Raw genomic sequence first — 18,056 nt, 5'->3', positions numbered from 1 at the left:
ATGTCTGCCTCACCCATCACTGAAATCGATTTGCATGCTTATGCCGATGGCCAACTGGAGACATCGCGACGCGCCGAGGTTGAAGCATTCCTGGCTGCACATCCGGAAGTCGTCGCCGAGGTGCAGGCATGGCGGACGCAGAATCAGTCACTGCATGACATCTACGACAACGTATTGAATGAAGCGGTCCCGCTGCGGCTCACTGGCAGCTTGCGGTCGCGTCGCTGGCCGCGCGGGATTGCCGCCGGCGTCGCCTGGCTGAGCTGCGGCCTCGCGGCAGGCTGGCTTGCCCATGGATGGATGCAGGCGCCGGTCCAGCCGCGCACCTTCGCCCAAAATGCGCTGGCCGCACATGTGTTGTACACGGCAGAACAGCGTCATCCGGTCGAGGTTACGGCGCAGCAGGAGGCACATCTTGTGGCTTGGTTGTCGAAGCGTCTGAGCGCGCCGATCCGGGCGCCCAAGCTTCAGGAGCAGGGCTTCAGCTTGCTCGGCGGCCGTTTGCTGCCGGGGCAGGACGGGCCGTTGGCGCAATTGATGTACGAGTCGGACAAGGGGGAGCGCCTGACCCTGACGGTCCGCCACGCGTCGCAAGCGCAGTCTGAAACCGGGTTCAAGGTGATGGAGCAAGGCGGCAACAGGGCGTTTTACTGGATCGACAGCGAATACGGCTACGCCTTGTCGGGCAGCATTGATAAGCGCAAATTGCTGGAAATTGCCCAGGCGGTCTACCTCCAACTTCATCCGCCACCAAATTGATGTAAGGTTGTCAGGGGCTCGGCAGACCAACAGCCACCTAATCGACGAAATCATGGAGCAGCCATGTTGATCAAGCGCAACCCCAACGGGATCGACATTCCGTTCAGTTCTGAAATTACGCCACGCGCAGTCTTTGAGTCGCGGCGCACCTTCATCAAACAAATGGCGTTCGGCTCTGTTGCCGGCGGCGCACTCCTTGACATGCTCTCCCGCGAGGCCTTCGCGCAGGGAGCAGGCGCGCAGAAACTGGCGGCAAAGACGAATCCTGCCTTTGTGGTCATGGACAAGACGACCGCGTACAAGGACGCTACGTCCTACAATAATTTTTACGAGTTCGGCACCGACAAGACTGATCCTTCGCACTACGCCGGCACGCTCAAGCCGCGGCCATGGACGGTCGCGATCGAGGGCGAAGTCAAGAAGCCGATGACGCTCGACCTTGATGGCCTGTTGAAACTGGCGCCACTGGAAGAGCGGGTTTACCGCCTGCGCTGCGTTGAAGGCTGGTCGATGGTAATCCCATGGATCGGTTATTCGTTTGCCGAATTGATCAAGAAGGTCGAGCCCACCGGCAATGCGAAATACGTCGAATTCATTTCGCTCGCCGACAAAAAGCAAATGCCGGGCTTGCGCAGCCCTGTACTGGAATGGCCGTACGTGGAAGGCTTGCGTCTGGACGAGGCGAATCATCCGCTGACGCTTCTGACGCTCGGCATGTATGGCGAGGTGCTGCCGAACCAGAATGGCGCGCCGGTGCGGATTGTCGTGCCGTGGAAATACGGATTCAAGTCAGCGAAATCGATCGTGAAGATCCGCTTCGTCAAGGATCAGCCGAAAACCGCGTGGAATATCGCCGCGCCGCAGGAATACGGCTTCTATTCGAACGTCAATCCGGAGGTCGATCATCCACGCTGGTCGCAGGCAACCGAACGCCGCATCGGTGAAGACAGCTTCTTCAAACCCAAGCGCAAGACGCTGATGTTCAATGGCTACAGCAATGTCGCGTCGCTGTACACAGGCATGGACCTGAAGAAGTTCTTCTGAGCGGGCCGACGAGATTGTCTTCGAGCGTCATGATGAAATCCGTGTTCAACCCGACTCCGCGCCAGGTCACTGCGGTCAAGACGGCGATATTCCTGGCTGCGCTGTTGCCGTTTGCGCGACTGGTGCTGTTTGCATTCACCGATCGGCTCGGCGCCAATCCGATTGAATTCATCACGCGCAACACCGGCGATTGGACGCTTTATTTTCTGTGCCTGACGCTGGCTGTCACGCCCTTGCGGCGTCTGAGCAAATGGCACTGGCTGATCAAGCTGCGGCGCATGCTGGGTTTGTTTGTATTTTTCTACGCCGTGCTGCACTTCACCACTTTCCTGTGGTTCGATCACTTCTTTGATGTCGACGAGATGCTGCGGGATGTGGCGAAGAGGCCGTTCATCACGGTTGGCTTCACGGCTTTCCTGCTGCTGATTCCGCTGGCGGTTACAAGCACCAACGCGATGGTGCGACGCCTGGGCGGCAAGCGCTGGCAATGGCTGCATCGCGCCGTGTATCTGATCGCATCGCTGGGCATCCTGCATTTCTGGTGGATGAAGGCCGGCAAACACGATTTCGCCCAGCCCATCCTGTACGGGAGCATCGTCGGCTTGCTGCTCCTGATGCGTGTCTATTGGAATGTTGTGCAGCCTAGAATGCAAAAGCGCCGGGCGGAGCCGGCGCCTGGTTGAGTGTCGCGCGGATCAGGGAAGCAGTGACTCCAGCGCAAACAGATCGCTCGCGTTTTCACGCTTGCGAATCAGATGCAGCTTGTCGCCATCGACCATCACTTCCGCCGCGCGGCTGCGCGTGTTGTAGTTGGATGACATGGTCATTCCATACGCGCCTGCCGACATGATGGCGAGCAGATCGCCCTGGTGGATCGCGAGCGAGCGCTCACGTGCCAGCCAGTCGCCGGATTCGCACACGGGGCCGACCACGTCGTAGACCTTCGATGGCGATGCGCGCTGCACCACCGCTTGCACGCCATGCCATGCTTCATACATGGCGGGGCGCATCAGATCGTTCATGGCTGCGTTGACGATCGCGAAATTCTTGGCCGCGCCGTGCTTCAGATATTCCACTTCGGTCAGCAGCACGCCGGCATTGCCGACAATCGAACGTCCCGGCTCGAACATCACCTGGATCGGTGCTCCCTTGTGATTCAGCAGGCGCCACTTGTCGATCTTCGCAAACAATCGCGCCAGATAGTCGCCGATCGCCACCGGCTTGTCCTGGTCGTAGGTAATGCCGATGCCACCGCCGATGTCGAGGTGATGTAGATGGATGCCTTCTTGCGCCAGCCGGTCGATCAACTCGATCAGCCGGTCGAGTGCTTCCAGCAGCGGTGCGTCATCCAGCAGTTGCGAGCCGATATGGCAATCGATGCCGACCACGCGAATGTTGGGAAGCGTCGCGGCCGTGCGGTAAGCGGTCAACGCCTCCTCGTAAGCGATGCCGAACTTGTTTTCCTTCAGGCCGGTCGAGATGTACGGATGGGTTTTTGCATCGACATTCGGGTTCACGCGCAGGGAAATCGGCGCCTGCTTGCCCATCTCGCCGGCAACTTCGTTCAACCGGTCCAGCTCCGCTGTCGATTCGACGTTGAAGCAGAGGATGTCGTGCGAGAGTGCGAGGCGCATTTCCTCATGCGTCTTGCCGACACCGGAAAAAATCACCTTGCGCGGATCCCCGCCGGCCGCGATCACGCGCAGCAGTTCGCCGCCTGACACGATATCGAATCCGGATCCGAGACGGCTGAGCAGGTTGAGCACGGCGAGGTTGGAGTTGGATTTCACCGAGTAGCAAACGAGTGCCGTCGACTCGTCGCGCCGGTTTTCCTTGCAGGCATTGGCGTAGGCGGAGAAATTCTCGACCAGTGCCGCTTTTGAGTAAACGTAGGTCGGGCTGCCGAACTGCCGGGCAATATCGGTCAGGGGAGTGTTTTCGACGTGGAGTACGCCGTTCTTGTAATTGAAATGCGACATGGGAAAGGCGGAGAACTATTTGGATACTGGAGCGCTGCTGTCTGCGGGCGCAGGAGCGGCTGGCGCAGCGGGCGTCGAAATCGGAGCCGGTTTTGCCGGCAGGTAAAGCGGACCCTTCTGCCCGCACCCAACGACGGCAAACGCCAGAGCTGCAACAACGACAAGATGTGGAACGGACTTCACGATTAGAATCACGGTTTAGTGCAATTGATTGGAGTGTAGCATGACTGAATCGGAATTCCTGGCGCTGGCCGAGCGGACGCTGACCTTGATCGAGTCGGCATTGGAGCGTGCGGCCGACGAAAGCGATCTCGACGTGGAGTGCAGCCGCAGCGGCAATGTCCTGGAAATTGAGTTCATCGACAATGGCTCGAAAATCATCGTCAACAGTCAGGCACCAATGCAGGAAATGTGGGTGGCGGCGCGCTCTGGCGGATTTCACTACCGGTATGAAGGTGGTCGCTGGGTGAATACGCGTGATCAGTCCGAACTGTACTCAGCTTTGTCCGGAATGGTCAGTGAACAAGGCGGCGTGGACCTGGTGCTGGGCGGCGACGCTTAAGAAAAAGCCGAAGCCAACAATGCTGGCTTCGGCTTGCGATGTGTGAAATTCCGAGAGTGTCAGAACAGCTCGTTCTTCACTTCATCCTTTGACTTTTCTTCTTCGGTGGGTTGTCGGTCACCCAGGCCCAGGCTGTGCACGCCCGTGCCCGGCGGATTCTCGGCGTAGAAATAATCGCCGTTCATCTGAATAACTCCTTCGGGTACGGCACGTTCCTCGACAGGCACATCCTTGAGTGCCTTCTGCATGTAACTGATCCAGATCGGAAGCGCTAGACCACCGCCGGTCTCCCGGTTGCCGAGATTCTTGGGTTGGTCGAAGCCTATCCACGCAACCCCGACCATCTTCGGGGTGTAGCCGGCGAACCATGCGTCGACCGAGTCATTGGTGGTGCCGGTCTTGCCGGCAATGTCGGGGCGTTTCAGGACCAGTGCGCGGGTCGCGGTGCCGAACTTGACGACGTCCTTCAGCATGCTGTCCATGATGAAGGCATTGCGCTCGTCGATCACGCGGTTCGATTCTTCACCTGCCTTGTCCGGCGTGACTTGGGACAGCACTCGGCCAGTCGAATCCGTCACCTTGGAAATCACGTAAGGGCTGATCTTGTAACCGCCGTTGGCAAACACCGAGTAGGCGCCGGCCAATTGCAGCGGCGTGACCGCACCGGCGCCGAGCGCCAGCGTCAGATACGGCGGGTTCTTCTCGGCATCGAACCCGAATCGGGTCGTGTATTCCTGGCCATACTTGGCACCGATCTTGTGCAGAATGCGGATCGATATCATGTTTTTCGACTTGGTGAGGCCTTTGCGCATCGTCATCGGGCCTTCGTACTTGCCGTCGTAGTTCTTCGGCTCCCATGCCTGGCCGCCGGTTTGCCCTGCGTCGAAGCTGATGGGAGCGTCGTTGATGATGGTGGAAGGGGACAGGCCTTTTTCCAGCGATGCCGAATAGATGAAAGGCTTGAACGAGGAGCCGGGCTGGCGCCATGCCTGCGTCACGTGGTTGAACTTGTTGCGGTTGAAATCGAAACCGCCGACCAGTGCGCGGATTGCACCGTCGTCGGTGTTGGCGGCGACGAAGGCCGATTCGACTTCCGGCATCTGCGTGATGCTCCATTCCTTGTTCTCTTGCGTGACGCGGATGATGGCGCCGCGCTTGATGCGCCGGTTCGGCGGCGACTTGTCGCTTAATGCGCTGGTCGCAATCTTCAGGCCGGCGCCGGTAATCGTGATCTCCTCACCGGACGACAGCACCGCCGTCACGTTCTTCGGCGTTGCGTCAAGCACTACGGCTGCGACAATGTCGTCGCTGTCGGGATGCTCGGCCAGTTCGACTTCGATCGCGTTGTCGGCTTCTTCTTTCGAGTTTGGGATTTCCATATAGCCTTCGGGCCCCCGATAGCCGTGCCGCTTTTCATAGTCCAGCACGCCGTGCCGCAATGCCAGGTAGGCAGCATCCTGGTCCGCCTTGGTAATGGTTGTATAGACGTTCAAGCCGCGGGTGTAGGTCTCCTCCTTGAACTGCTCATAGACGAGCTGGCGGGTCATTTCCGCAACGTATTCCGCATGGATGCCGAACTCACTGCTGTCCGTCTTGATTTTCAGGACCTGGTCCTTGGCAGTCTGGTAGTCGGCTTCCGTGATGTAGCCAAGCTGGAACATGCGCTCCAGGATGTACTGCTGGCGCGCACGGGCCCGCTTCGGATTCGCGACGGGGTTATAGGCAGACGGTGCTTTGGGCAGGCCGGCCAGCATCGCAGCTTCCGCGATGGTGATATCGGACAGTTTCTTGCCGAAATAGATCTGGGCGGCGGAGGAGAAACCATAAGCGCGCTGGCCCAGGTAGATCTGATTCATGTACAGCTCGAGAATCTGGTCCTTCGTCAGGTTCTGCTCGATCTTCCAAGCCAGCAGCGCCTCGTAGATCTTGCGCTTGAGCGTTTGCTCGCTCGACAGGAAGAAGTTGCGTGCGACCTGCTGGGTAATGGTGGAGGCGCCCTGTTTCGACCTGCTGGTTAGGTTGTGAACCGCCGCGCGGAGGATGCCGAGGTAATCGACGCCGCCGTGGTCGTAAAAGCGGTCATCCTCGATGGCGAGCACCGCTTTCTTCATGATGTCGGGCACGTCCTTGATATGGACGAGATTGCGCCGTTCCTCGCCGAATTCACCGATCAGCACATTGTCCGCCGAATAGATCCGCAATGGGATTTTCGGACGGTAGTCGGTGATTGCCTCCAGCGATGGCAGATTGGGGTAGGCCATCGACAGCGCAAAGCCGAGGAGCAACACGCCGATGAGGGCCAGGCCGACAACTCCTCCGACAATGCCTAGCGCGATGCGCAACAAGAGAGAGGGTCGGCGCTTGGGCGCTTCGTTCGGGGTATCGCCAGGGGAGTTTGAACGAGTCATTCGGAGAAAACGAGTGGAGGACGGTGAACGCGGAATTATAACGGGGCGCAACACTATCCGATATTAAGAAAAAATCAATTATTATCCCGATGCAACGTGGACATTTGGCAACGGAGTTACAAATTACTGGTAGGAAATCGCTTTACATCGGTTCAAGCTTATTGCTAGGATTTAATGTAACGTTGGATATATGTCACCTAAATATTGGTTTTTAAACGGATTTTTTGTGAGTCGATGATTTTATCCGTTCATTCGACATTCAAATAAGTGGTGCGTTCACGCAATAACCACATTTTGGGGAGAACTACCCTTGGCCATAGATCTCGGATTGTTACTTGGCAAGAAAAATCCGCCACTGATCGGCCTGGACATCAGCACGTCGGGTGTCAAACTCGTCGAGCTGTCTGAAGCGGGCAAAAACGAATTTCGACTGGAGCGCTTTGCAAGCGAGCCATTGCCACGCGGTGCGGTGGTGGACGGCAATATCGAAAACATCGAGCAAGTGACGGAAGCGGTGCGCCGAGTCTGGAAGAAAAGCGGCACGCGCGCCAGACATGTCGCGCTTGGCATGCCACCGGCATCCGTGATTACCAAGAAAATCATTCTGCCTGCCGGCTTGTCTGAAGATGAGCTGGAAATGCAGGTTGAAAGCGAAGCGAATCAATATATCCCCTTTGCGCTCGACGAAGTCAGCCTGGACTTCGATGTCATTGGTCCCGCGCAGAATGCGCCGGAAGACGTCGAAGTGTTGATTGCTGCCACGCGCAAGGAAAAAGTGGAGGATCGTGTTGCAGTTGCTGAAGCAGCGGGTCTGAAGCCGACTGTCATGGATATCGAATCGTATTCGGCGCGTGCTGCCATTGATCGCATCACGGCGCAATTGCCCAAGGGAGGGCAGGGACAGATTGTTGCCTTGTTCCAGATCGGTGCCCAGGTCACGCACGTGTCGGTGCTCCTGGACGGCCAGACGATTTATGAGCGTGAGCAGCCATTCGGTGGCAACCAGCTCACCCAGGATATCGTACGCGCCTACGGGCTGTCCTTCGAGGATGCCGAGGCGAAGAAAAAAGCCGCGGACCTGCCCGAAGGCTATGAGCGCGAATTGCTCGAGCCCTTCCTGGAAAACGCGGCACTCGAAGTCACGCGCGCCATCCAGTTCTTCTTTACATCCACGCCATATACCCACATCGATCAAATCTTTCTTGCGGGTGGATGCGCCGTCATCCCCGGCATGGTGGAACTGGTTGCGGAGCGCACCAAGATTTCCACCTCTGTCGTGAGCCCGTTCAAGGGCATGCAGTTGGGGACTTCGGTGCGGGAAAAACAGCTGCGTAGCGAGGCGCCATCCTACCTTGTCGCATGCGGACTGGCGATGCGGAGGTTCGACCGATGATCCGTATTAACCTTCTTCCTCATCGCGAGGAAACGCGCAAGCAGCGCAAGATTGCCTTCTACCGATTGCTGGCGATGTCGGCATTGATGGGGCTGGCTATCGTGCTTGTCGTCGGCGGCGTCATCGGTGCTCAGATATCGAACCAGAATCAGCGCAATAGCTTTATCAAGGCGGAGAACGCCAAGCTCGATGAGCAGATCAAGGAAATCGCGACGCTGAGACAGGAAATCGATGGTTTGAAGGCGCGTCAGCAAGCGGTGGAAGATCTTCAAAGCGACCGCAATCAGCCAGTCTATTTGATGGACGAACTGGTCAAGCAGGTGCCGGAAGGAGTCTATCTTCGCTCGTTCAAGCAGGAGAATCAGCGTGTTGTGCTGAGCGGGTATGCGCAGTCCAACGAACGTGTGTCGGAGTTGTTGCGCAATCTGAGCAATAACTCCCCGTGGCTTGAACGGCCTGATCTCATTGAGATTCGCTCGGCGAGCGTCGGTCAGGGCAAGGATTCGAAGAGAGTGTTCGATTTCACTGTCAACGTAGGAATCAAGCGCCCGCGCGACAAGGATCAGGCGGCTTCGGGCAAGACAGCGGATGTGGCGCCGAAGCGCCCCTGACATGAAAGACGCACTATGGCAGATTTGAAAAAAATCGGTGACAAGGTCGCTGCGCAATTCCGCGGCCTGAATGGGCGACACCCGGGGCAGTGGCCTCTCATTCCGCGTATTGCTTGCGGTCTCGGGACTTTGATCGCCGTTGGCGCAGTTGGTTGGTTCCTGTATTTGAACGGCGAACTGGAACAACTTGAGCTTGGCAAGCAGGAGGAAGTGAGGCTGAGGGAAGACTACAAGCTCAAGGTGCAGCAGGCGATCAATCTCAACAGTTTGCGTAAACAAAAAGAACAGGTCGGAGAATACGTCTCGACGCTGGAGAAGCAATTGCCAAGCAAGGCTGAAATGGACGCGCTGCTTTCCGATATCAATCAGGCTGGTTTGGGCCGGGGATTGCAGTTCGAGTTGTTCAAGCCCGGACAAGTGGTCGTGAAGGACTATTACGCGGAGCTGCCGATCAATATCAAGGTGACAGGGAATTATCACGACGTCGGGTCGTTTAGCAGCGACATTGCGAACCTGCCTCGCATTGTAACCTTGAACAATATGAGTCTGGCTACGGGTAAAGATGGCGTGCTTACCCTGGACGCTGTTGCAAAGACCTTCCGCTATCTGGACAAGGACGAAGTAAGCGCGCAACGCAAGATGTCGGCCGACAAGGCGAAGGGGGCGAAAAAATGAGGACCTTGTTCGCGAGGACTCCATTCGCCGCCGTGCTCGTTGCATACGCACTGGCAGGATGCGGTGATGGAGACGTGCAAGAAGTCAAGCAATGGATGGATGACGTGCAGCGCCAGACGCCGGTCACGGTACGAAAACTTCCTGAACCTAAAAAATTCACGCCATTTGTCTATACCGCAAAGAACGAGGTCGACCCATTCAGTCCGGTGAAATTGACGACTGCGCTCGCAAAGATGCAGGCTAATTCGGAAAACGGAATCAAGCCCGACCTCGACCGGCGCAAGGAGCCGCTGGAAAGCTTTCCCCTCGATAGCATCAAGATGGTCGGTACGCTGGAAAAGCCCGGCCTGAGTTACGCACTCTTGCAGGTCGATCAGGCCGTATTTCAGGTGAAGGTCGGTAACTACATTGGCCAGAACTTCGGAATGATTACCAAGATAACCGAATCAGAAGTCGAGCTGAAGGAAATCGTCCGCGACGCGGCAGGTGAATGGACCGAGCGTAAAGCCAAGTTAGAGTTGCAGGAGAATAAAAAATGAATGCGGTGAAAAAATACTTCGAATGCTTGGACGTGACTGTGCATGACATGTTGAAGCGATGCGTTTTTGCGTGCCTCCTGGTTGTATGCGGAACCGGCCTTGCGCAACAGAACGCCATCGAGTCGATCAGTGCGAATCAACAGGGCGCGAACGTTATCATCAAGGTGATGCTGAAAAACGCTGTCACCAAACCGCCGATTGGCTTCTCCATCACCAGTCCGGCACGCATTGCACTTGATTTCGCCGGCACTGCCAACGCGACTGGCAAATCAGCTCAGGATATTGGTCTGGGTGACGTGCGAAACGTGAATGTGGTGCAGGCAGGGGAGCGGTCCCGGCTGGTCTTCAACCTCTTGCGTCCGCTGAACTATGCGACGGCGGTCGAGGGCAATATGGTGATTGTGACGATTGACGGATCCGGGGGCGTTGCGACTGCGGTGAATGCCGCGGGAATTCCAATCTCGCCGAAACCCGCCGAGACCGGCAAGCAGACTTTGCGCGATATCGATTTCCGTCGCGGACCGGGAGGTGAAGGCCGCATTGTCGTCGATCTGCCGAGCAATCAAGTTGCGGTCGATGTACGGCAACAAGGCCAGACGATCGTGGTCGACTTCCTGAAGACTTCCCTGCCGGAAGTCCTTCGGCGTCGTCTCGACGTTACCGACTTCGCCACGCCGGTGCAAACAATCACGACGACACCGCAAGGCGAAAATGTGCACATGGTGATCGAGCCTAAAGGCTTGTGGGAGCATAGTGCCTATCAAAGCGATACTCAGCTTGTTGTGGAAGTGAAGCCCATCAAGGAAGAACCAAACAAGCTGGTGCAAGGTACGCAAGGTTATCGGGGTGAGCGTCTCTCGTTGAATTTCCAGAATGTTGAGGTCCGTGCGGTCTTGCAGGTTATCGCCGATTTTACCGGTCTGAATATCATTACCAGCGATTCCGTTAGCGGAAATCTCACCCTGCGTCTCAAAGATGTTCCATGGGATCAGGCGCTCGATATCGTGATGCAGGCAAAGGGCCTCGACATGCGCAAGAACGGTTCCGTTCTGTGGATTGCGCCGAAAGACGAACTGCTCACAAAAGAAAAACTGGAGCTGGAACAGAAAGCACAGATTGCGGAACTCGAACCTTTGCGAACCGAAATATTCCAACTCAATTATCAGAAAGCGGAAGCGTTCAAACAGGTGTTCGGCCTTGACGGGGGAGGGGAAGGCAAGAGAAGCATCTTGTCCAAGCGCGGAAGCGCCGTGATTGATCCGCGAACCAATCAACTTTTTGTGACGGATATTGCCTCCAAGATCGAGGAGGTGCGCAAGTTGGTGCAGAAGACCGATATCGCGTCGAAGCAGGTGCTGATTGAGGCACGCATTGTCGAGGCTGACGACAAGTTCAGCAAGAGTCTTGGCGCAAAACTCGGCTTTAATGACATGCGCAATCTTCGCGGCGGTGATGCGGGATACCAGATTAACGGTGACACGCGCGCTGCGATTACTGGAAATTATGTCGGTGTTGGCGAACAGACGGGGCAGGCGCGAGATTCCGGGGCAGCATATAACAATACGCAATTTGTGAGCTTGCCTGCCACCGGCTTTAACGGACTGACGCCCCCGAGCCTTGCAGTAAGCCTTTTTTCCGCCGCAGCCAACCGGTTCTTGAATCTTGAGCTGTCAGCCCTGGAAGCAGACGGCAAAGGCAAGATCATTTCCAGCCCACGCGTGGTGACGGCCGATCAACTGAAGGCACTGATCGAGCAGGGCACAGAACTTCCTTATCAGGTCGCCACATCCAGCGGAGCTACCTCCATTGCCTTCCGCAAGGCAAACCTGAAGCTTGAAGTGACACCGCAGATCACCCCGGACGGAAACATTATCCTTGACGTTGATGTGAACAAGGATAGTGTCGGCGTTGAGACTCGATCAGGTTTTGCCATCGATACCAAGCATGTAAAGACACAGGTCCTTGTGGAGAACGGCGGAACAGTGGTGCTTGGCGGCATCTTCCAGCAAACTGAACGAGACTCCGAGGCAAAAGTGCCTTTGTTAGGGGATGTTCCAGTCGTCGGGCATCTGTTCAAGACAACGACGCGGACGAACGACAAGACGGAGTTGCTGATATTCATCACACCAAAGATCGTCAATGACCGAGTAGTGACGCGCTGATCGTCAACAAGATTCAAGAAATAAAAACAGGGATAAACATGAAATTTGGCTCGATAACAAATATTTTCCGAAATGTGGCCCGTGTGGGAGTCACTGGCTTTGCAGCGTTCATGCTGGCTTCATGCGGGGGAGGCGGAGGATCGCCAGGCGTTGTTGCCGGTAGTAATGGCTCTACTACCACGACACCGACCACCGTTTCCTTGCTATTCAGCACACCCGAATTGCCCTCATCGGGTGCGAGCGGCACTGAAGTTACCGTAACGGCTGTCGTCAAGAATGCCAGTAACAACACCATTCCAGCCGTGCCGGTGACTTTTTCAGCAAACTCCGGTGCGCTGAGCGGAGTATCCGCAATCACGGACGCAAGCGGCAAGGCAACTGCCACGCTTAGCACATCTGGCGATCGCACCAATCGAACTATCACGATTACCGCCACGGCGGGAACCGTTTCAGCAACCGGCACAGTCGCGGTGAGCGGAACCGCAGTGACAGCAACAGGTCCGACAACAGTGACGGCCGGAGGTACGGGCGACTTTGTCATTTCAGTCAAGGATTCTGCCGGAGTGGCAGTACCAAACGTACCGGTCACAGTTTCGTCGACAAAGGGAAATCCCATTGCAGTCACGTCATCTGGAGGTGGAACATCGACCACACCGTTGACCAACTCATTGGGCCAGGTATCCGTCCGCGTTTCCGGATCTCAATCGGGCACCGATACGCTCTCCATCGCGTCACAGGGAGCAAGCAAAGCGCTTTCATTTGCCGTGAACTCCGTCAGCCTGAGTGTAACAACCGTCGGCACCACCGTTAATAGTTCAGGGAACGCGCAGGCCAACATTGGCGCATGTACCCAAATTGCGGCGCGCTACGAGAATGCCGGCGTAGCACAGTCCGGAACCGTCAATATCAGCGCGTCCCGAGGAACATTGTATTCGGACAGTGGATGCGAGACCGCGCTGGCTGCAAGCGGAGTGCCCGTCACAGCAGGCAATGCGCAAGCCTATATCAAGTCTGATACGACCGGGATTGCGACAATTATTGCTACTATCGTTAATGGGCCAACGGCACAAGCCACATTGGAATTCGCGGCGCCATTGACATCAGCGGCCACCATTACGTTGCAGGCTGATCCTGCCGTGATAGGGACCAATGCAACGACGCAAAGTGAAAGAAGCCGTTTGACTGCGGTAGTACGTGATGGACCAGCAAATAATAACCTTGTCAAAGACGCGGTCATTGAGTTCACGATCGTCAATGATGCGAGCGGCGGAAGTCTTTCGACCCCGGTAGCCACAACAGGACGTGACGGCAGCGCCACGGTGGATTTTATCGCCGGCTCCGCAACGACAGAGGTCAACGGCGTTCAGGTCCTGGCAAAAATCCAGGGCACGAGCAAGAGTGCGACAACGGCCTTGACGGTGTCCAGGAAATCTCTGTTCATCACGGCGGGTACGGGTAATACACTTGAAGTACCGAACTCGACGACGTATAAACAAGACTATTCAGTCTTCGTAACAGACGTATCCGGTAATCCTGTACCTAACGTTACGGTTACAGCGTCTATTCGTGTCACTGGATATACCAAGGGCCAGTACCACTATTTCACGGCGGAAGAGGTACTCTTGGGACTAGCAAGCGGTACTGGTTGGGGCATGATCAACACGCATGACTGCGCTAACGAGGACAGCAACATGAACGGCGTCCTGGATCCGGGTGAAGACTTCAACGGCAACGGGACACTGGATCCAAGGACGCCGCTCAATGTCACTTCGAGTGGGCAAACCGATGCTAATGGTACGGCAATCATTTCCATTCGCTATCCGAAAGACAGGGGAAACTGGACGTCGGTTATTCTGACCGTCCGTGGCAGCGTGGCCGGAACCGAAGCAATCTATAGCACCCAAGCATATGTCTTGCCAGTATCGGCAGTAGATCTGCAAAATCAAAGCGTTCCTCCTCCAGGATCCCCGAATCCCTATGGAGAGAGTACGTGTAACGTAGCCTACTAGTGTCAAACATTTTCCTCGTAGGCCTGATGGGCGCCGGCAAGACGACAGTCGGCCGCGCCCTCGCCAAAAAGCTGGACAAACGCTTCATCGATTCTGACCATGAAATAGAGGCGCGTACCGGCGCCTCTATTCCTTTGATCTTTGAAATCGAGGGAGAGGCGGGGTTTCGTCAGCGCGAATCGGAAGTGATTCGCGAGCTGGCGGAACTTGACAACATTGTGCTGGCGACTGGTGGCGGAGCAATATTGCGCCCGGAAAATCGTGCATGCCTCAAGGCGCATGGCACGGTAATCTATCTGCGCGCGAGCGTCAGCAGCATTCTTCAGCGGACCAGTCACGACAAGAACCGGCCCTTGCTGCAGACCGCCGATCCGCGCCAAAAGCTCGAACAACTCTCTCGTGAGCGCGAGCCTTATTACCTTGAAGTTGCCGATCTGATTATCGATACCGGCCGTCCTAACGTACAATCACTGGTACAAACCATCTTGACCCAGCTGGAATCGTGTTCCAAGGGGCAGGGCGGGGATAAGACGAACCCAACTTCCTGATACTTTTGATGATGACGCAACAAGCTTCCCCGATCACATTGCATGTCGATCTAGGGGATCGTAGCTATCCGATTGCCATCGGGCAGTCTCTTCTATCCGATTCCGACCTGGTGGCCCGCAATATCGTGGGCCAACGGGCAGCAATTGTCACTAATACTACTGTCGGTCCGCTGTATCTCGATACACTGGTTCGCGGACTGACCGCGGCCGGCAAACAGGTCACGACGGTTGTGTTGCCTGATGGAGAAGAAGAAAAGAACTGGTCCAACCTGATGCGGGTGTTTGACGTTCTGCTCGGCGAAAAGTGTGATCGCAAGACGACGCTGATCGCTCTTGGCGGCGGGGTGATCGGCGATATGACGGGGTTTGCCGCAGCGACCTACATGCGCGGTGTGCCCTTCATCCAGGTACCGACGACCTTGCTGGCGCAGGTCGACTCATCGGTTGGCGGCAAGACCGGCATCAATCATCCGCTCGGCAAGAACATGATTGGCGCGTTTTACCAGCCGCGTGCCGTCATTGCCGATACCACGACGCTGAATACCTTGCCGGCACGCGAACTTGCCGCCGGCCTCGCAGAAGTGATCAAGCATGGCGCGATCATCGACGCGCCGTTTTTCGATTGGATCGAGGCGAATATCGCGAAGCTCGTCGCCCGCGATGCGGATGCCTTGGCGTACGCTATCAAGCGATCCTGCGAGATCAAGGCGGATGTCGTGCGACAGGACGAGCGTGAAGGAGGATTGCGCGCCATTCTGAATTTCGGCCACACGTTTGGCCACGCCATCGAAGCAGGACTAGGCTACGGCGAGTGGTTGCACGGCGAGGCGGTGGGTTGCGGCATGGTAATGGCCGCGGATTTGTCGCATCGTCTCGGTTTTATCGATGCCATGACCAAGGAGCGCATCGTCGCACTGGTGAAGGCTGCCGGCTTGCCCGTGGTGGCGCCGAATCTCGGCAAGGATCGCTGGCTGGAGCTGATGCAGGTCGACAAGAAAAACGAAGGCGGTCAGATCAAGTTCATTCTGCTCAAGCCGCTTGGCACATCAATCATCATGCCGGTTCCGCAGGATGCCTTGCTGGCGACCCTGGAAGACAGTGTCAAATAAATGAATTTCGACGCCTACCTCGCACCTTATGCCGCACGGCCAGAGGCTTCGCGGGGACGGCGCTTTCCGGAAACGCCACCGACGTCGCGCAGCGAATTCCAGCGCGATCGCGATCGCATCATTCACTCCACCGCGTTCCGAAGACTTGAATACAAGACGCAAGTCTTCGTCAATCACGAGGGAGACTTGTTTCGAACTCGGCTGACGCATAGCATCGAAGTCGCGCAAATCGCACGCTCCATTGCGCGTAACCTGCATCTGAACGAAGACCTGGTCGAGGCGATTTCACTCGCACATGACCTCGGCCATACGCCGTTCGGCCACGCGGGACAGGAGGCGCTGAATGCCTGCATGAAGGATTATGGTGGCTTTGAACACAACCTGCAAAGCCTGCGCGTGGTCGATGATCTGGAGGAGCATTACGGCGCATTCGATGGCCTGAACCTGATGTTCGAGACGCGTGAAGGCATACTCAAGCATTGTTCGCACCCGAATGCACAACAGCTTGGGGACATCGGATTGCGCTTCATCCAGAAGAAGCAGCCGACGCTGGAAGCGCAATTGGCGAACCTTGCCGACGAGATCGCGTATAACAATCACGATGTCGACGACGGATTGCGATCGGGATTGCTGACGACCGCGCAGTTGGATGAAATCGACTTCTACGCACGGCATCGCAGCGAAGTGGAAGCGGTTTATCCGGGTATCAGCGGCCGGCGTGCCATACACGAAACCATTCGCCGGATGATCAACGCCCTAGTCGTCGATCTTATCCAAACATCGCAGACGCGCATTCAGGATGCCGGATTGAAGAGCGTCGACGAGGTGCGGGATTCACCTGCCTTGATTACCTTCTCGGACGAAATGCGCCAACAGGCGGCGCAGCTGAAGCGATTCCTGCGCGAGAATCTGTACCACCACTACATGGTCAACCGCATGACGAGCAAGGCGCGCCGCGTCATTCGTGAACTGTTCGAGGCCTTCATGCAGGAGCCGCGCCTGCTGCCGCCGGACTATCAGGTGCTCTCGGACGAGCAAGGCGACGACAAGGTGCAAGCGCTGGCGCGCAAGGTGGCCGACTATATTGCCGGCATGACTGACCGCTACGCCATGCGCGAACACCGACGGCTGTTTCGAATCGACGAGATCTAATCGAGATCCCGCAACGGATGTGCATGCGAGGGCCAGGCCGGGTCAAAGAAGCGAGCGATCATCTCTGTCGTGACGCCATCCAATGTCGCCGGCATCCATTTCGGCGCATTGTCCTTGTCGATGACAACGGACCGGATTCCCTCCAGCACTTCACCGTTCTCGAAACTGCGCCGAACCATCGTGCGCTCCATGCGCAGGCATTCTGCGACGTTCATGCTCGCGCCGCGCCGCAATTGCGCCAGCGTCACGCACATCATCAGCGGCGACCGCTTCGTCATGATGTTCAGCGTCTTCTGCGAAAAGGCATTGTCGTCGTGTTGCAGTGATGAAGCGATCGCAGCGACTTGGTCGTGCACAAAGTGCCGATCGATCGTCGCGCGTTCCAGGGCGAGGGCGCTGCGCGCGGGATCTGCATGCGTCTCGAACTGCCTTGCGAAATCGCGAATTGCCTGACGTGCGTCAGAGTACTCCGTCGATTCCATCAGCTCCACCAGTGAGGATAGTTGTGCCGAAGGGATGTACACATCGGCCAGGCCGGCATAGAGCGCATCCGCTGCGCCGATGATCTCTCCTGTTACCGCGAGATAGGTACCGAGTTGGCCTGGAGCTCGCGACAGGAAGTAGCTGCCGCCGACGTCCGGAAACAACCCGATGTTCACCTCCGGCATCGCCATCCTGGTGCGCTCGGTGACGATGCGCAGGCGGTTCGATTCGCCGCCTTGTGCAACGCCCATGCCGCCACCCATGACGATGCCATCCATGACGGCGATATACGGTTTCGGATAATGGTGGATGAGATGGTTGAGTGCATATTCTTCCGTGAAGAAGTCCTCGAGTAGCGCGCCGCCGTGCTGCGGCGTGTTGCGGCCGGCTTCGTAGAAGAAGCGAATATCGCCGCCGGCGCAGAATGCCTTGTCGCTGCTGCTGCGAATCAGCACAGCGCGAACGCCGTCGTCATTGCGCCATGCGAGCAATGCTTCGGTGATGGTGCGTACCATCTCGAGGGACAGGGAATTGAGTGCCTTGGGGCGATCGAGTGTAATGAAGCCGATCTTGTTCTTGATGGCGGTATGAACGAATTCAGTCATGACGGATGGAATGGTTGA

The 18,056-nt window shown here is 56.7% G+C and carries 18 protein-coding genes; 13 read left to right on the top strand and 5 right to left on the bottom strand.

Going from position 1 to position 18,056, the window contains the following annotated elements:
• The 3 genes from E6W33_RS13510 (at window position 1) to E6W33_RS13500 (ending at window position 2,486) form a co-directional block, all read left to right on the top strand.
• Window positions 1–759, top strand: a complete 759-nt coding sequence (locus E6W33_RS13510) for an anti-sigma factor (RefSeq protein WP_136417844.1) — start codon at window positions 1–3, stop codon at window positions 757–759.
• Window positions 760–822: 63 nt separating this feature from the next.
• Window positions 823–1,803 carry a protein-methionine-sulfoxide reductase catalytic subunit MsrP gene (gene msrP, locus E6W33_RS13505; RefSeq protein WP_136417843.1) on the top strand — a complete coding sequence of 327 codons (981 nt, stop codon included), beginning with the start codon at window positions 823–825 and terminating at the stop codon, window positions 1,801–1,803.
• Window positions 1,804–1,835: 32 nt separating this feature from the next.
• Window positions 1,836–2,486: a protein-methionine-sulfoxide reductase heme-binding subunit MsrQ gene (locus tag E6W33_RS13500; RefSeq protein ID WP_136418054.1), complete on the top strand. Its 651-nt coding sequence runs from the start codon at window positions 1,836–1,838 to the stop codon at window positions 2,484–2,486.
• Between the two features lie 12 nt (window positions 2,487–2,498).
• Here the strand turns inward: E6W33_RS13500 and lysA are convergent, their stop codons facing one another.
• Both lysA and E6W33_RS13490 read right to left on the bottom strand, forming a co-directional pair.
• The gene (gene lysA / locus E6W33_RS13495; protein ID WP_136417842.1) at window positions 2,499–3,782 is read right to left on the bottom strand and encodes a diaminopimelate decarboxylase; all 1,284 of its coding nucleotides are present in this window, start codon (window positions 3,780–3,782) and stop codon (window positions 2,499–2,501) included.
• Between the two features lie 15 nt (window positions 3,783–3,797).
• A complete protein-coding gene (locus tag E6W33_RS13490; protein ID WP_247869641.1) occupies window positions 3,798–3,965 on the bottom strand; it encodes a lipoprotein in 168 nt (55 codons plus the stop codon).
• A gap of 40 nt (window positions 3,966–4,005) precedes the next feature.
• Between E6W33_RS13490 and cyaY the strand changes: the two genes are divergently transcribed.
• Window positions 4,006–4,344, top strand: coding sequence for an iron donor protein CyaY (gene cyaY, locus E6W33_RS13485; RefSeq protein WP_136417841.1), 339 nt, complete (start codon window positions 4,006–4,008; stop codon window positions 4,342–4,344).
• Between the two features lie 59 nt (window positions 4,345–4,403).
• On the opposite strand, the gene E6W33_RS13480 is transcribed toward cyaY, so the two are convergent.
• On the bottom strand, window positions 4,404–6,752 hold the full coding sequence (locus tag E6W33_RS13480) for a penicillin-binding protein 1A (protein WP_136417840.1): 2,349 nt from the start codon (window positions 6,750–6,752) through the stop codon (window positions 4,404–4,406).
• 310 nt (window positions 6,753–7,062) lie between these two features.
• Here E6W33_RS13480 and E6W33_RS13475 point away from each other — a divergent pair, with 310 nt between their 5' ends.
• The 5 genes from E6W33_RS13475 to E6W33_RS13455 are packed head-to-tail and all read left to right on the top strand — an operon-like array spanning window position 7,063 to window position 12,132.
• Window positions 7,063–8,145 carry a pilus assembly protein PilM gene (locus tag E6W33_RS13475; protein WP_136417839.1) on the top strand — a complete coding sequence of 361 codons (1,083 nt, stop codon included), beginning with the start codon at window positions 7,063–7,065 and terminating at the stop codon, window positions 8,143–8,145.
• Window positions 8,142–8,756, top strand: a complete 615-nt coding sequence (locus E6W33_RS13470; protein WP_136417838.1) for a PilN domain-containing protein — start codon at window positions 8,142–8,144, stop codon at window positions 8,754–8,756. Before E6W33_RS13475 ends, E6W33_RS13470 begins: the two co-directional genes overlap by 4 nt.
• A 15-nt stretch (window positions 8,757–8,771) precedes the next feature.
• Complete coding sequence (locus E6W33_RS13465; protein WP_136417837.1) at window positions 8,772–9,431, top strand: type 4a pilus biogenesis protein PilO; 660 nt, start codon at window positions 8,772–8,774, stop codon at window positions 9,429–9,431.
• Window positions 9,428–9,970, top strand: coding sequence for a pilus assembly protein PilP (locus E6W33_RS13460; RefSeq protein ID WP_136417836.1), 543 nt, complete (start codon window positions 9,428–9,430; stop codon window positions 9,968–9,970). Before E6W33_RS13465 ends, E6W33_RS13460 begins: the two co-directional genes overlap by 4 nt.
• A 47-nt stretch (window positions 9,971–10,017) precedes the next feature.
• Complete coding sequence (locus E6W33_RS13455; RefSeq protein WP_136418052.1) at window positions 10,018–12,132, top strand: type IV pilus secretin PilQ family protein; 2,115 nt, start codon at window positions 10,018–10,020, stop codon at window positions 12,130–12,132.
• Window positions 12,133–12,145: 13 nt separating this feature from the next.
• Here E6W33_RS13455 and E6W33_RS27535 read toward each other — a convergent pair whose 3' ends face one another.
• Window positions 12,146–12,748 carry a hypothetical protein gene (locus E6W33_RS27535; protein ID WP_247869640.1) on the bottom strand — a complete coding sequence of 201 codons (603 nt, stop codon included), beginning with the start codon at window positions 12,746–12,748 and terminating at the stop codon, window positions 12,146–12,148.
• A 40-nt stretch (window positions 12,749–12,788) separates the two neighbouring features.
• On the opposite strand from E6W33_RS27535, the gene E6W33_RS13450 reads away from it, so the two are divergent.
• From E6W33_RS13450 to E6W33_RS13440, 4 genes are read left to right on the top strand one after another with little or no spacing between them, the layout of a single operon-like run.
• Entirely contained in the window at window positions 12,789–14,141 is a 1,353-nt protein-coding gene (locus E6W33_RS13450) for a hypothetical protein (RefSeq protein ID WP_247869639.1), read from the top strand.
• Window positions 14,141–14,689 carry a shikimate kinase AroK gene (aroK, locus tag E6W33_RS27845; RefSeq protein WP_282183698.1) on the top strand — a complete coding sequence of 183 codons (549 nt, stop codon included), beginning with the start codon at window positions 14,141–14,143 and terminating at the stop codon, window positions 14,687–14,689. The genes E6W33_RS13450 and aroK overlap by 1 nt, the downstream gene beginning before the upstream one ends.
• A gap of 8 nt (window positions 14,690–14,697) precedes the next feature.
• Entirely contained in the window at window positions 14,698–15,798 is a 1,101-nt protein-coding gene (aroB, locus tag E6W33_RS13445) for a 3-dehydroquinate synthase (RefSeq protein ID WP_282183697.1), read from the top strand.
• Entirely contained in the window at window positions 15,799–16,950 is a 1,152-nt protein-coding gene (locus E6W33_RS13440; RefSeq protein ID WP_136417834.1) for a deoxyguanosinetriphosphate triphosphohydrolase, read from the top strand.
• Here the strand turns inward: E6W33_RS13440 and E6W33_RS13435 are convergent.
• Window positions 16,947–18,038 carry an enoyl-CoA hydratase/isomerase family protein gene (locus E6W33_RS13435; protein ID WP_136417833.1) on the bottom strand — a complete coding sequence of 364 codons (1,092 nt, stop codon included), beginning with the start codon at window positions 18,036–18,038 and terminating at the stop codon, window positions 16,947–16,949. The genes E6W33_RS13440 and E6W33_RS13435 overlap by 4 nt on opposite strands.
• Window positions 18,039–18,056 lie beyond the last annotated feature (18 nt).

Origin of the sequence: Herbaspirillum sp. ST 5-3 (genome assembly GCF_004804275.1) — a bacterium.
In the GTDB taxonomy this organism is placed as follows: Bacteria; Pseudomonadota; Gammaproteobacteria; order Burkholderiales; family Burkholderiaceae_D; genus Noviherbaspirillum.
Note: the sequence above shows the minus strand (reverse complement) of the source record. Positions and strands in the feature narration are given on the sequence as shown.